14 protein-coding genes are annotated in these 15,363 nt (G+C 46.0%); 9 read left to right on the forward strand and 5 right to left on the reverse strand.

The features are described 5' to 3' along the window. Positions 1–41: 41 nt before the first annotated feature. The 3 genes from RMO79_RS07070 to RMO79_RS07080 all read right to left on the reverse strand — a co-directional run bounded on the left by RMO79_RS07070 (position 42) and on the right by RMO79_RS07080 (position 6,214). Positions 42–578: a hypothetical protein gene (locus tag RMO79_RS07070; protein WP_310482392.1), complete on the reverse strand. Its 537-nt coding sequence runs from the start codon at positions 576–578 to the stop codon at positions 42–44. Positions 579–631: 53 nt separating this feature from the next. Beyond that, positions 632–2,038, reverse strand: coding sequence for an AAA family ATPase (locus RMO79_RS07075; protein ID WP_310482394.1), 1,407 nt, complete (start codon positions 2,036–2,038; stop codon positions 632–634). Positions 2,039–2,245: 207 nt separating this feature from the next. Next, complete coding sequence (locus RMO79_RS07080) at positions 2,246–6,214, reverse strand: hypothetical protein (protein ID WP_310482395.1); 3,969 nt, start codon at positions 6,212–6,214, stop codon at positions 2,246–2,248. Between the two features lie 309 nt (positions 6,215–6,523). Between RMO79_RS07080 and RMO79_RS07085 the strand changes: the two genes are divergently transcribed. The 9 genes from RMO79_RS07085 (at position 6,524) to RMO79_RS07125 (ending at position 14,188) form a co-directional block, all read left to right on the forward strand. After that, positions 6,524–7,069: a hypothetical protein gene (locus RMO79_RS07085; RefSeq protein WP_310482396.1), complete on the forward strand. Its 546-nt coding sequence runs from the start codon at positions 6,524–6,526 to the stop codon at positions 7,067–7,069. Positions 7,070–7,215: 146 nt separating this feature from the next. Next, positions 7,216–8,187, forward strand: a complete 972-nt coding sequence (locus RMO79_RS07090; protein WP_310482397.1) for a hypothetical protein — start codon at positions 7,216–7,218, stop codon at positions 8,185–8,187. Positions 8,188–8,303: 116 nt separating this feature from the next. Next, positions 8,304–8,456: a hypothetical protein gene (locus tag RMO79_RS07095; protein WP_310482398.1), complete on the forward strand. Its 153-nt coding sequence runs from the start codon at positions 8,304–8,306 to the stop codon at positions 8,454–8,456. A 90-nt stretch (positions 8,457–8,546) separates the two neighbouring features. Then, entirely contained in the window at positions 8,547–9,713 is a 1,167-nt protein-coding gene (locus RMO79_RS07100; RefSeq protein WP_310482399.1) for a DUF2201 family putative metallopeptidase, read from the forward strand. A gap of 109 nt (positions 9,714–9,822) precedes the next feature. Further along, the gene (locus tag RMO79_RS07105; protein ID WP_310482401.1) at positions 9,823–11,070 is read left to right on the forward strand and encodes a 4-hydroxy-3-methylbut-2-enyl diphosphate reductase; all 1,248 of its coding nucleotides are present in this window, start codon (positions 9,823–9,825) and stop codon (positions 11,068–11,070) included. 175 nt (positions 11,071–11,245) lie between these two features. Continuing rightward, positions 11,246–11,548 carry a DUF6464 family protein gene (locus tag RMO79_RS07110; protein ID WP_310482402.1) on the forward strand — a complete coding sequence of 101 codons (303 nt, stop codon included), beginning with the start codon at positions 11,246–11,248 and terminating at the stop codon, positions 11,546–11,548. A 46-nt stretch (positions 11,549–11,594) separates the two neighbouring features. After that, a complete protein-coding gene (locus RMO79_RS07115; protein WP_310482404.1) occupies positions 11,595–11,762 on the forward strand; it encodes a hypothetical protein in 168 nt (55 codons plus the stop codon). Positions 11,763–11,812: 50 nt separating this feature from the next. Next, positions 11,813–13,801, forward strand: a complete 1,989-nt coding sequence (gene mrdA / locus RMO79_RS07120) for a penicillin-binding protein 2 (RefSeq protein WP_396136549.1) — start codon at positions 11,813–11,815, stop codon at positions 13,799–13,801. 231 nt (positions 13,802–14,032) lie between these two features. After that, on the forward strand, positions 14,033–14,188 hold the full coding sequence (locus RMO79_RS07125; protein ID WP_310482406.1) for a fasciclin domain-containing protein: 156 nt from the start codon (positions 14,033–14,035) through the stop codon (positions 14,186–14,188). Between the two features lie 82 nt (positions 14,189–14,270). Here RMO79_RS07125 and RMO79_RS07130 read toward each other — a convergent pair whose 3' ends face one another. Together RMO79_RS07130 and RMO79_RS07135 are read right to left on the reverse strand one after the other, a co-directional pair. Next, positions 14,271–14,570: a DUF2288 domain-containing protein gene (locus tag RMO79_RS07130; protein ID WP_310482408.1), complete on the reverse strand. Its 300-nt coding sequence runs from the start codon at positions 14,568–14,570 to the stop codon at positions 14,271–14,273. Between the two features lie 92 nt (positions 14,571–14,662). Beyond that, the gene (locus tag RMO79_RS07135) at positions 14,663–15,301 is read right to left on the reverse strand and encodes a lysophospholipid acyltransferase family protein (protein WP_310482409.1); all 639 of its coding nucleotides are present in this window, start codon (positions 15,299–15,301) and stop codon (positions 14,663–14,665) included. Positions 15,302–15,363 lie beyond the last annotated feature (62 nt).

Consider the following 15,363-nt stretch of genomic DNA (forward strand, 5'->3'; position numbering starts at 1 on the left):
AGTGTGAAATAGTAACCTAATTTACGCCGCCTAGTACTAGACTAATATATTAACCGATCGACTAATGCAGGTAATTTAGTTTTGCCAATTCCACATTTTAACTTGGTTAAGAATGTTAAATTATTAATGCGATCGGTAGCTCGGTATTGGATAATCGCCCGCGCGATTGTAGTTGGATCGAGCTTATTAAATGTAGCAATATTCGACTTAATATTCTCGAAAGCTGCGATTAGTTCTGCTTCTGATGCTTGGTTGAGATTAACTTTAAGATTTTTTCCTGCTTCAACTTTTAATTGAGCTGCCATCTCATCATCGACAACAATACAGTAGATAAAATCTAAGCCTACTTGCCGAGCGGCAATTAGAATTTGAGTATTAAATACAGCATTATACTTGTCTTCTTTAAGGTGTTTTACCATAATAGGTAAAACATTTTTACCAGAAATAGCTAGTTCGTTAGCAATGGCATTAATTACCATCACTTCAGCACTAGATTTTCCTTGGATAAATTTGCATGGCAGGCGTAGAACCTGTCCTAAAGGTGTACTGGTGCCACGTCGTTCTAGAGTTGATACCACGATAAATTACCTTGTAAATATATTAATAAGTTTGTCCGATCGAATGAATGATTCTAGTTGTTAGAATAGTTATGACCTAAGAAAACTTCTGTCGTTAGTTCGTGAAATAACTTAGTGATTTGTGAGTTTTGCCAACAAACTACTGGTTTTCCTTGAAATTCTGCTTGTTTTACTCGATCGAAGGTAATTAGCCGCTTGCTTACTTGTTTGCCTGTAAATCCTTGCGTCTTAATTACATCAGCGATCGCTTTATCCATACCCACGCCAATTTGCGCCGGACAGTTACTATATAATAAGCCTAAACTCCAAGGGCCAACTGTAAAGTCATCGGCTTTATCTCGCATAACTTGAATTGTTGGAATTATCTTTGCAGAAAGCTCGATCGCATGTTTTAATGATTTAGTACCTGAATCGAATGGTAGTAAGATCGTATCTGTCGTACATAGTAAACACCTAGCTAAATTATCAAATTTAGGAGAAGCATCGATAAAAATATAATCGTAATTATACCGAATTAGTTCTAGCAGTTTGTTGAAGATAACGTATTGACTATGGGCGCGAACTGCATCGTTAATATTGTTTAAATAATCTTTCGTTGCGGACAACAGCGATAAATGAAAGCTTTTGCCATCGGTAGTCGCATAACTCTTGGTTTGAATTGATGCCATCAAAATATCTTTAGCATGTTCGAGTTCTTGGAGCTGAAGCTTTTCGTAAATGCGATCGAAATAGTTGGGCGCGTAATCTGCTTTTAGCCCAAGCCCAGTAGTTAGATCGTTTTGCGGATCGAGATCGATTAATAGGACGCGTTTGCCAGCTAAAGCCAGACATGCAGCAACATTAATTGTATTGGTAGTTTTAGAGACTCCGCCTTTACTATTCCAAATGGCAGTTACTAGGGCTGATGGGGGAGCTTGCAAGCACTTGACTAATTCTTTTAATAATTTTGGCAAGCTAGTTTTATTAACTCGCTTGACAGTCATCATCGGAATAACTAACCCATCGACACGTCGCCACAGTTGAAAAAAGTCACCATTAAATACCAATCCATAACTGGCTAAATGACTGGGGTTAACCTTATTAATATCTAAGTATTGAATGATGCCATTGTTAGGAGCGGGCGATAAACCGACAGCATCCTTATAGCGGGGATGCTCTTGACAAGTTGCCACAAACTTCGCATCGCTCACTTCTGCTAAAGCTGCTTCGCGTTTTTTAATTTCTATTACTAATACAGGCGGCTGCTCTAGATCGTTATAGATTAAATAATCTGGTTTTAAACCTCTGCCAATAGTAGGCTCATTTTTAATTTGGTGATGATTGACTCCTAAATAGTCAAATAGTCTCAGCATGAAATTAGATCCCAAATCTGATTCCTTGTAATCTGTTGGTAAACTCGCCCAAAGATCGACAATTCTTCTGGAGCTAACCTTGGCTGGTGGCGGAGCGGTAATAACCATGAAATCTATACTCTAGGGGTAACTAGACATATATTCAGGCACGATGTATCTTCAACAGGACATTTTGAATTAAATTACCAAAGTTAGCGCAAATTACTCCCAGTAAGGTTCGGTTAAACCAAGATTTGTTCTTTTTTAGTCCGCGCAGGCGGACTTTGCATCACCAGCGGCGGTTTCAACCGCTGACTAACAAAAACCGTATCGAAATTACTCCCACTCCTGAAAACGATCGAGCCAATAGCCAATTGCGCGTTCGATTTGTTCTTTGCGTCGCTCGAAGTTGGCGGCGAGGGTGATAATTAAGACTCCAGCTAATAATCCGATCGCCCATTTAGTAATGGGATATTCGGTAATTAGAATGAGTAATTGATAGGCGTTGGTTAACAGAAATGTAATCGTCCCGATATACAGCCAAGCGCGGACTCTCAAGACTATACCGCAGATGGCGATCGCGAGTCCGATGCCGATCGGGAACCAGGGCTGATGCCAGAGTAGCGCGGTGACGGCGATGATACTACTTCCCAAAATTCTCCCGTTGTGGCGGTTTTGTTTGGAGGTTTGCCAGTAAGGATCGTATTGTACGGCGGCTAAAATCGATAAACCGATCGAGGTGGCATACCAGAGCGGGCTGGTAAGATTGTATTCAAATAACAGCCGGATTGCTGCCCAGTTGAGGAAAATCAAGCTTAGATAAGCCCAACCGAATTGTTTTTGGCGGCGCGATACGCCAGCGTAAAAGACGGCGAGTACGGCGAGATTGAGCAGAGAAATTCCATCGAACTCAAAGACGACTCGCGATAGTGGTAATATTAGCGCAACCATCCGCCAGGGGCGATCTTGCCAGCCCCATTGTCGCCAAGGAGCGAGTAAAATAATTAATCCGATCGTACATGAGATGAGAATTAAACCTTCATCGAAGATACCAAGATTTTGGAAGATCGATCGGGCATAAATACCGACTCCCATTAATTCTGCCAAACCGAGATAGATCCACCAGTCGCCGCCATCTCTGTCGCGTGCTTGGATTAAGGCATAGCCGCCGAGAATGACGCTGATGAATAAATGGACGAGGGTTAATTGGGGAATCGGGCTGGGGGGAATGGTGGCTGCGGCGATTTTCCAGGTGCTAGCTACCGCCCAATGAATATGCGCGACGTTTTTTAAGCCAGCGAGGCGGAAATTCCACCACCGAGTGACACCTTGCTTGGATTTCCACCAGATGCTCAGGCGGTAGCCCAGAGCGAGGATGGCGGTAACTAAGCCATAGACGGTGAAGGCATCGGCGGTACTCCCACCGGGGGGTGCTTGGAGGAGGTAATGAGTAATTAGTTCGTAGCAGCCGATGGTGACGAAGAATAACCCGCCGTAACCGATGAGATTACTCAGTCTGCGGCTGACTAATACGCCAATTATCCCAACGGCGATCGTTAGTAGTCCGGTATAAGTGGTAAAAAATGGTAGTCGGAGTAATAAGCCCCAACTGGCTAGTAATAAGGGTGCTAATTTTAGTTCGGTTTCGAGCTGTTGGCGGGTGTAAAACCAGAGGGGGAAGGCTAACAAGATGTTAACCGTGGCGAGGGTGAGAGTATCGCCGCCGAGTAAATGGACGAGGGCGGAGAGGGCGATTTCACCCGTCCAGATTAAGCTCCAAAAGTAGACCCATTCAGGGATTGATGCCTGTTGCCAGCGGTTGCGAGTGACGATCGCCGCGCCTAAAATTCCGGCGGCTAGTAGGGTAGTCGCATGAATGCTCTGGAACCAGGGCACAGATCGGGCTGCGGCGGCAGCTTGCAGGCTGCCAAACCCTTGGATATTGAAGAAAATATCGATTTGCGCCCCCAACCAGTTGAGGTCGGTGTGGAAGTAATTTACCGAGCCGATCGCCAGTCCGAGTCCGGCAATCCCGATCGCCCATCGATCGCTAGCCACTGCATAGATCCGAGGTAGTTTCCGACTGATAAACCATAACCCATAACAGGCGATCGCACCAATTACCAGCCAGTAACTAGTCGGGTAAATACGTCCGACGAGTAAATTAACGCCCAACCCCAATCCAAAACCGATGTGAATGCAGGCGGGGAGAATCTGGTTAAGCCGTTTGACGAGGGGAAACATTACGCCCACAGCCACAAGTAGCAATATCGATCGCCATTCGGGTCGATCGACACTCAGCAATAATCCCCCACTCAATCCGGCGATTCCATACCAAGCAGCGGGGATTTGGTTGGCGAGTTGCCAGGGTTGCAGGGGTGGCTTTTTAATAGCGATGTAGGTAAACGCGATCGGAATAATCGACCACCATAACGGCCAGATCGCCCGTGCGGTGGGGAAGGTAGTTAATAAGAAAAAACACGATCCGGTCGCGATCGTCGATCCTAAGCCGATATTCCAGCTACTGCGTTGCCAAGCATCCGATTTCAGTCGCACGGGTTGGGCAGAAATCCATAATTCAACAACAGTAATGACGCTCAGGGCGATCGCAATTACGGTTAAATCGAGAATTTGCTCGTTATTACCCACAAAATTACGGGCGATGCTCCAGAGGAGCGGTTGCACCAACGATCTACACCAATCCCACCGATAGGCGAGGGCGGCAAAAATCGTCGCCAAGCCACTCAGGTGGGTGAGATAGATATAACTGGTTCTGACTGGCTGATAGCGGAGTGTCAGGTGCGCCAAAATTGCGGTCGATGCTAGTAAATCGACAAGTAAACTCAGGGGTGTGGTGAGATTAATTATCGGTAAAATTGCCCCAGTCGCCAACATCAGCGATTCACCCCGCCGCGTTAGGGCAAACCATTCCCGTTTCCAGAACCAATCGGTAAGCCATACCCAGAATAGTAAGTAGGGGAAAATTAGCAGCGAACCAGCGAGTAGATAATTTTGTCCGAATAGCAATAATAAGAACGGTAAAACCTTCGCGAAAATCGCCCCAGTCGCCAGGGGTGTCCACAGCAAATTACTAATTAAATAGGTTTGCAGTCCGACAAAAAATAGAGCGGTGACTTCACGCAGTTGTTGGTAAGCCTTCAAGCGTTGCCAGATCCACACCAACGCCAGACTGCTAACCGCAACAGCTTGCCACGAGCTGTTTTTAGGGATACTAACTAAATCCCCGATCGCGAATAACCAACCAAATACCAGCAAACTGGCTCCAATTTGTTGATATAACCTCGCGATCGCAGTTAATGTCACTCGATGACGCGCCAGCCTATTCGATTCGCCATATACCTTCGCAAACCGATCCAGATGCGCCAGCCTGCGCGCCTTTTGCAGCCCCCACTGAGTAAGCAACCACCCAATAATCCCGATCGCCAAACCAAAGCTATAAATCGGTAACTGTTCTACCAGTAAACCGCGTAACAGCAGCATTCCCAGCCCATAAATAGCTAGAGAGCCACCCTCGATCTGGCGAATCCTTTGTAATAATACTGCCACCCCGATCGCCCCAATATAAATCGCGATCGACGACCAATGGGGAATTTGCCAGCCTAATTGCAGACCACTCAGCACCAGATAAGCCCCTAGCAGCCAGCCAGAGTGCTGTAAATTAGTTTTTCCAAGCTGCTGACGGTATTTAAGATAAACGATGCCTCCCAGCCCGATTCCAGCCAGAATGGCGGTGACTAATTCTAACGGTTGCTGCCAAAGTTGGAACGAATCGATCGCCCAAAAATTGACCGGGATTAACAGCAGAGTCACAATTTGCAGGGTATTCGCCGTCAGTTTCAGCCCCTCTTGTCGCCGCGCCCAACTTCCCACCACCCAAAACCCGATCGTATACAGCCATAACAAGCCATACTGTCCCCATGCGGGAAATAACGACCATTGCGTCGCCGCCAATACTCCCGACGACAGCACCACTAAAAATACGCCCAAAAATAGCAGCCAGCGCACGCTCAATTCGTCTTTGAGATTTTGCCACATCTGCTGCGCTCGCGGCGGAGTACGTGGGAGTGCTGGTGCAATATAAATTTCGGGAACAGTCGCCGGAACGACTGCGGGTAGCGATTCAAGTTCGATCTCTTCACTCAGACACTCGCGGGCGAGTTTAAGAATTTGCGATCGATCGAGCATTCCCGATCGCACCATCCGATCTAAAGTAGCTAATAATTCGGGGTCGTTAGGGTCGATCTGCAACTCCAACCAAATTGACTTGACTGATGAGGGCGGCATAATTTCTGACGGGGGACTGCTTGTTACTACTATCCTCCATTAGTGTTCCCACTCGCGCTCGATGGCTTGTGACAGTTTTTAGAGTGGGAGAGATGGGAGTAGGGAGTAAGGAGGATTTTGGATTTTGGATTAAAAATCTTACTCCCAGTCTCCCAGTCTCCCAGTCCCCCAGTCCCCGCTCCCACCTCCATCAAAGATTGCCAAAAAAGTTGAAATAGTTTCCGGATTGCTACGTATAACCAATGTAAATAAAAATACAACCAACTTATTTGCGACCGAGCGACGCAACCGCACCCCCCGATTTCTACTATGTTGAAATATGTATTCGTCACTGTGGCAACTGCACTTGTCAATTTAGCTTTAGTTTCGACTAACAACGCCCAAATTGCGAATGCATCTGTAGACTTGGTAGCAGAGATCGCACCGAGCACTCAAGATAAACTAATTACGAAAGATGACAGCCCCGCTTATTCGGCAACCGCCCAAAAGTCAGAGCTGAAAAAAATCCATCGCACATTAACCGAGTTTTATCGCGGACTTAACGAGCAAAATGTCGAGCGGATGGCGCGAGTAGCCGTATTAGATTCAGATGACGATAAAGAATACTTACGCAGTAGTTTCGCTAAACTCAAATCTTATGGCATCGATATGAGCATCGAAGTTCAAAATATCGAACTCGTCTCATTGTCGGAAAATAATGCCCGTGTCAAAGTCACGCAAATGATGAAAGCTAGAGGATCGCAAAGAGCAGTACGATCGCAACAGTTTACTTCAGTAATGTTGGTCAAATATAGCGGCAAGTGGAAGGTGAGCGATACCGATACAGTCATGCGCTCTTTCGATCGAGATCGGTAATCAGTTGCCCGAACATAATTAGCAAACAACATCTTAATAGCCGTTCTATATTGCTTCTACATTCGAGTGTAAAGACGAGCGTGCTATTCGTAATTATTACTTAACTTTCAAGACTCCGCCTACCCTATTAAATCTATCTTAATAAAATGAAACTATCGACTATTAACTGGTTGTCGAGAGCGATCGCCTTGCCATTATTTATCTCAGGATCGAATATCCTACCCGCTGTCGCTGCACCAGTGGTTCGTTCGCAACGGATCTCTTTTGAATCATCGAAAACTAAACCGATCCGATCGATCCCATCCGCAACCGATCTCAACCTGAAAATACCATTCCCCGCCGCTCCCATCGTTTCGGAAGGTAGCGAACCTGGTAATGCGATCGCGCCAATTTGGGCTAATCCCGATCGTCCGACAGCCACGATTGCACCCAGAAAACAGCAGATTAAAACTAAATTTATATCGATAAAAAAAGATTCATTAACCCTCAATCTTGGATCTAATCGATCTTTAGAAAATAGTCGCCAGGGTCGAACTAGCCTTTCGTCAAAGCAAAAGAATTTAGGATCTAGAAATATCGACACTCCCGCACTAAAATCTGAGCATAATCGTCCGGCCAAACATATCCTCAATCGCCAAATTGCGGCAATATCCAGAACATCGATTGAAGGTAGTTACCTCCGCTTGATTATAGATGCTAGTAAAGGTAAAAACAGTGTAGGCAACCCAATTTATACTCTAGAAACTTATATTAACGGTCGGAAATTTCAGTCATTTAATGTCGTCTCTGGAACTGCAAATACTCAAAAAGTCGATCGCGATCGCGGTAATAACTTTGCGCCCCTACCCGATGGCTTGTATGATGTTAGCGATCTAATTATTCCTGGCAAAACTCCAGAAGTGGGAAGAACTTTTATCAGTATTTTTCCTAAATTTGAAACCAACCGCAACGAATTAGGCATTCATCTCGATCCTAGCTTTAATAAAGGTAATGGTTACGATGGTACCGCAGGCTGTATCGGGATGATCGCACCGCAGGATCGCGATGCGATTAATAAATTTGTAACTAAATATCGTCCGCGTAATTTATTTGTCAATATTATGTCTCCATTGAATTAAACATCGAATTGAATTAGAAAGATGAGCATCGGGGCGATCGACCGAATGCGATCGCCCTGGTTATTTGTGCTATTATCGTTAAAATTGAAACTATCAGTTATTTTGCTTTGTTTAGTATGGATCGTTCCAAAATTGTCGCACTAGTTACAGGCATAATTTCCATAGCACTCGCGATCGCCTATTTAGTAGTAGTCCAAATTATTGATTTTCGGGGTGAAATGCTGCCAGCACCGATCGTTGAAACGATCTCAATCGGCTGGAATATTTAAAATCCGAGCGCAAAATATAACCAATTTCTATTCATTTGCTATTAAGCAGCTAGTTGTTAATTATGACCATTTCTTGGGATTAATTAAGAAATGAACGATTGTCTTCCAACTGTTGATTTTGCCAAGCTCATCAGTGCATCTTTGTTACGGTTACGCATGAAATCGCCTTTTTTTGGCACTCTGGCGATGTTTGCTCGGTTTGTACCCAGCATGACAATTCCCTATGCGGCTACAGATGGACGCGATATATTTTTAAATCCCGACTTTTTGCAATCTCTTCCCAGCCAGCAACAGGATGGCATTCTCCTGCATGAAATTTTGCACGCTGCACTATTACACCCATTGCGCCTCAACGAGCGGGAACCAGAATTGTGGAATATCGCCGCCGATATTGTCGTTAATGGTACGATCTCAAGAGTGAGCGGGGTTGAATTACCTCCCGGCGGATTGCGAGACGAGCGGTGGGAACATCTGAGCGTTGAAGAAGTATACGAGCTGCTTAGAGAAACTGACACCAATCGCTTCAAATTGACAGATCTCGACATCCTGGCGATGAAGGCTGGAGATTTGGGCGAACATCATCCCGCACGGGGACTAACGCCACCGCTGGCGCAACAAGATCGCGAATTATTAGCCGCGCATTGGCGACAGGCAATTCAACAGGCAACATCCATTGCCAGGACGACTCAATGGGGTAAACTGGCGATCGGCAGCGAACGCGAATTTGAGACAGTTATCAATCCCCAGCTAGACTGGAAAGCGCAACTGTGGCGATTTTTAGTCCGCACTCCTACCGATTTTCAGAATTTCGATCGCCGATTTGTCGGGCGGGGACTCTATCTCGAAGCATTACAAGGCGAATCTGTTCGAGTATACCTGGCGATCGATACCAGCGGCTCGATCGGATCGGAAACACTCCGATTATTTATGAGCGAATTAAATGGCATTTTAGGCTCTTATCCCCATCTAGAATGCGATTTATACTATGTCGATACCGATTTATATGGCCCCTATCGCTTGAATGTCGAAACCCCTATCCCGCCGCCGGAAGGGGGCGGTGGTACGTCGTTCGTGCCGTTCTTCGATCGGATCGCGGCTACCTATGACGAGCATACACAGGCGGTTTGTGTTTATTTTACCGATGGTTTGGGTGAGTTTCCCCCCGCTCCACCAGTATTACCAACGCTCTGGGTGGTTACGGCTGGAGGTTTAGATCTATCTCAATTTCCCTTTGGCGAAGCCGTACGCTTGGTGTAGGCTTTAGGCTTTAGGTTTTAGGCTTTGGGGGATAGAGGTAAGAAGCGTCGATGCGGGCGCATCCTCTTCGATATAATACTATTAACGAGCCACCAGCCATTCCCCCCACATGGATACCAAAGCCTTTAAAAGATCCCTCAATCAATCAGATAACTATCATCGTAAAGGATTCGGGCATCAGGCAGAAGTAGCCGTCGTGCTCGAATCGGAATATCAAAGCAATTTAATTCAAGAAATCCGCGATCGCAACTATACTCTGACTCGCGGCGATGTCACCATTCGCCTCGCCCAATCTTTTGGGTTTTGTTGGGGTGTCGAAAGAGCAGTAGCTATCGCCTACGAAACTCGCCAACATTTTCCCACGCAACAGATTTGGATTACTAATGAAATCATTCACAATCCTTCTGTCAACCAACGCTTGCGCGAAATGAATGTCAATTTTATTCAGGTCGAAAACGGCGTTAAAAATTTTGATATTATCGATCGCGGCGATGTGGTAATTCTCCCCGCTTTTGGTGCCAGCGTCCAAGAAATGCAGCTATTAAACGATAAAGGGTGTACCATTGTCGATACTACCTGCCCTTGGGTATCTAAAGTTTGGAATACGATCGAGAAGCACAAGAAAAAAGATTATACATCAATTATTCACGGTCAGTATAAGCACGAAGAGACAGTAGCAACTAGTTCTTTTGCCGATAAGTATTTAGTCGTCCTAAATCTCGCCGAAGCTAATTATGTTGCCGATTATATTCTAAACGATGGTAACTCGCCCGCCGAAAAACTTCAACGGCGCACCGAATTTTTAGCTAAATTTAATAACGCTTACTCCGCCGGGTTCGATCCCGACCTCGATTTAGAAAAAGTCGGGATTGCCAATCAAACCACCATGCTCAAAACCGAAACCGAAGCGATCGGCAAACTATTCGAGCGGACGATGATGAAAAAATACAGTACCGCCGAATTAGACGAACATTTCCAAAGCTTCAATACTATCTGCGATGCCACTCAAGAGCGTCAGGATGCCATGTTCGAGCTAGTAGAAGAACCCCTCGACCTGATGCTCGTCATCGGCGGCTACAATTCATCTAATACCACGCATCTCCAAGAAATCTCGATCGAACACCAAATTCCTTCGTATCATATCGATAGCGATCTGCGTATTTTGGCTGACAATCAGATCGAACACAAACCATTATCTCAAGACCTCCAAATCACCAAAAATTGGTTGCCAGATGGCAAAATTGTGGTAGGTGTGACATCGGGAGCTTCCACCCCCGATAAAATTGTCGAAGCCGCGATCGAACGCATCTTTGCGACTAAAAGCGGAATCGCGATCGCCAATGCCCCACGTTCCTAGTATCTAGACGGGTACTAATCGAACATCAAAATTCAGTGTGCTAAAGTTTTAATGACAAACGTACAAAAGTCAATTAGTATAGAGCTTTTATATGTTTTCTTAATCTTTAATAAAACTACTGTTTTCTAACTAAATTAGCAGGTTATCATATTAATTAAGAATTGAGGTGCGATGGGTGCTCCACACGTTAATAGCTATTGGTACGATTTTTTTATTACCGCTGCTCTGCTACTTATTGAGCCGCAACCAACGACTCCGCGCTCGCAGTCGGCGGCTGGCGATGACCGAATCTAGCTCCAATCGCCGATTTTATAAGCGAATGACTAGAGATCCCGAAGAGCAATACATCGAGGGTGTCGGCTATGTAATTGGCGACTTGACTTGCACTTACAATGCCCGATCTCCCTATATTCGGTGTGCTGTCAATCCCGATGGTTTGTGTCAAGATTGTCGCCATTATCAGCGGGAGGAGGAATAGTTACAGCCGGGGGCGCGATTCATGGGGAATGGATGGGATTTTCTCCATGGGAGACGCTACGCGAACGAAATTGCTTCTTTACCATCATCAAATTGCGACAACGATCGATTTAATCGATCGCATTTTACATTGGCTAGAATTATTTGATGCTAGATCGAAACGAGGCGCGGATAATGCGATCGATTTAATGGAGCCTGTCGCCGATCGATGGTAAGTTGTCAGCATCGCCACCAATCCAGATCGGGATCTGCAATTGTAATGAATATGAGTGCGGTATCCCCTACTCAGACAAATGGCTTAAATCGGCTAAAATCCCAACTATCTAGGTTGACAACTCGCTCGACCGCTCCCGCCCCAAGCTTCCTTTATATGCAGAATCGGTTCTCTGACAATTTATCTGGCGATTTATCTGGTAGCAACCTTGGCATCTCTGGCTTTTACAACAAAAAGCGCACTGTCGGACAGGGAAACCAAGCTGTAGTATTCATGACCGTTATCGGACTGGGATTACTGGGCGGAATCGGTTCGCGGCTATTTTATCTCCAATTGAATCAGGGCGCGGTCAATCGTCAGGTTGCCGAAACCAATCGCGTGCGGACTGTTGCCAAACCGCCAGTACGCGGTAATATTTACGATCGCAAGGGTCGATTGCTAGCTGGTAATAAATTGTCACACTCGGTGTTTATTTGGCCGTTGGCAACCAAGCGCGAAAATTGGCTCGCAACTCGGCGACGGGTTGCCCAAATTTTAAATATCGAAGAAGCAGCAATTCAAACCAAATTGACTGGTGCGACAGTCAATTCTACCAATCGGATCCGCATCGTCCGCGATTTGACAGAGGCGCAGATTACCAGACTTCAGGAATATGGAGCCGAAAAAGAAGGCATCGATGTCGATATTGAATCCGTCCGTTATTATCCCGGTGGGATGCTCGCCGCTCACGTTTTGGGCTATACGGGCGAAATGAACGATAAAGAATTAGCCAAACGTCGCCCGATGGGCTATCGATTGGGCGATGTTACAGGCAAAATGGGACTAGAATCGACCCTCGAATCGCGATTGCGCGGCGAATGGGGCGGTACTCAAGTCGAAGTAGATGGCGCGGGGCGACTGCAACAATTTTTAGGGCAAAAAGTCTCCAAATCGGGGCAAGATGTCACCATTACTCTCGACTTAGAGCTGCAAAAAGTAGCCGAAGCAGCATTGGGAAATCATAAAGCCGCCATCGTCGCAATGGATCCCCGCACGGGCGAAATTTTAGCAATGGCAAGCCGCCCCGCTTTCGACCCAAATCTGCTCTCCGGGCGGATTGCACCGGAAGTATGGAAAAAACTTCAAGGTCAAGATCATCCCTTTGTCAATCGCGCTCTGCAACCATTTCCGCCTGCAAGTACCTTCAAAATCGTCACCACCACCGCCGCCTTAGAATCTGGAAAATTCAAACCCGATAGCATTCTCCAAACCTATGCCTCAATCAGAATTGGCGGCTTTACCTTCGCCGACTGGAATCACGCTGGGTTTGGGCGATTAGGCTTTCCAGGTGCCCTGAAATGGAGTAGCGATACATTTTTCTATCAAGTCGGTCAACGCGTGGGCGGGCCAACCTTAATCGACTGGACGCGCCAATATGGGTTTGGTAAAAGAACCGGGATCGAACTGCCCGAAGAAGCCAAAGGTTTGGTAGCTGATGACAATTGGAAACAGCTCAACTATAAAATACCCTGGTCGATCGGCGATACGATTAATATGTCGATCGGTCAAGGTTTCTTACAAACTACGCCGCTCCAAGTTGCGGGAATGTTTGCCGTTCCTGCTAATGGCGGCTTCCACGTTCAGCCCCATCTGGTGAAAGATCCCACCAAGCGCGAATGGCGACAATCGATGAATCTCAAACCCAGTACCATTGCCGTCCTCCGCAAAGGTTTGCGCGAAGTGGTCGATGGCGGTACTGGCGGCGCGCTCAATACAGAAACAATTCCAGCATCAAGTGGTAAGAGCGGCACGGCGGAAGCTCCTCCAGGTGAAAACCACGTATGGTTTGGCTCTTATGCCCCTGCGGATAAGCCCGAAATTGTCGTCGTTGCCTTTGGCGAACATACTGGCGGCGGTGGTGGTAAAACGGCCGCGCCGATGGTGTTGAAGGTCATGGAAGCTTATTTTAATGGTGGTAAGCCGTTACCAGTTAAGCTAGACAAGGATGGTAACAGTATCCCCAGCCCCAGGAAGAAAACAGCCACTCGTCCCCCTCGCTAGCAAACTCGGCGGTGCGGGATTCGGGTAGAAATTAACCTAGTAACAGAGCACTCGATCTGAGTAAAGTCTCGAAAACTTGAAGAATTTTCATGGTCTGGGTATGTTATTCCATAGGGTAACGCACCCAGACTAACTACATTTAATATCATAAACTATTAGTATATACCTAGCGATATAACTTTGATTTAAACAAGTCTTATACCTTGTCAAATTTTACGCGATCGTTATAGGATGCGAATTATATCCTTAGAAATCGATCTCAGTGACGGTATTAAAATCGGGGATGCTACTGTATTGTCAACAGCTCTACGTGCCGATAATGGCTCGATTTATCCAATCGATCGAGTCATTATTCCTGATGAGATGGAAGATTGGAAATGGGAGTAAGGATTTGGGAGCATCAGAGGTTACTTTTTGGTGAAAACAACAATTTGATGTTAACCGAACGCAGTGCGATATTTTAGGTTGTTTAACTTGAAGTTTCTAACTCTTTAACTAAGATATACGGTTGGAGAATCATTGCTTGAAATTTGCGATCGGGATTTGCATTCCAGCGACTGAGAATTTCTGGAGATGGTTTTACTAACAATTGTTCGCCGATCCAATGTTGCACCGATTGAGTATTATCGCTGGCAATTGCCACGCCCACATCCAAAAGATCGAGTTCGGGAACGACTAAAATTACGGCATCTTTTTGAATGTGCGGTTTGAGCCATTCTAATTCGGCTTCATCAATCAGTTCGGTTAATTGTTCCCGGAGGTTTTCCATAGTGTGAGGAGGTGTGGGGTGTGGGGGGTGTGTGGGAAGTGTGGGAGGAGAAAAAGTAAAGAACGCAGTTCCAAAAGCCTATTCACTATTCACTATCTACCCAAATCGTGTAAATCGTTAATTTTCGTCGTACAGATAGCGGTGACTCGATCGAGTTCAGATCTTTTGGTATCGGTGGGTGGGGGAATTAATTCACCAATTCTAATCGTTACGGGAGTCGATTGGGGATATTTTTTACCTTTTTGTTCGATCGCATGAGTTCCCCACAGACACACAGGGAGCAGGGGGACTTGGGCTTTAGCCGCAATTAAAGCCGCACCCGGTTTAGGATCTAGAACTTTACCGTCAGCGGTGCGCGTACCAGATAGAAAAATTCCCGCAGCCCATCCATTTTCAAGATAAGCTAAAGCCGATCGAATTGTCGTGCGATCGACTGCACCGCGTTTGACGGGATACGCACCATATAATTTAATGGCATTTTTTAATACTGGTACTTCAAATAGTTCTTCTTTTGCCATATATGCTAACGGACGCAACACAGCAGCCGATAGTAGTGGCGGATCGAAATTACTGCCATGATTGCACACCACCACCACCCCGCCCGATTTGGGCACATGCTCGGTTCCTATCACTTTCCCCTGGAGATATAAGTAAAAGAAGGGGTTGATAAATGGCTGCTTGAAAGCATGATAGAAGACGAGGTTGATAAATGGTTCGCGAGATCTGGACATGAGACTGGGGGACTGGGGGACTGGGGGACTGGGGGACTGGGAGTGTGGGGAGTTATGTTAGG

This window comes from Chamaesiphon sp. VAR_48_metabat_403 (genome assembly GCF_031422475.1).
Lineage (GTDB): Bacteria > Cyanobacteriota > Cyanobacteriia > Cyanobacteriales > Chamaesiphonaceae > Chamaesiphon.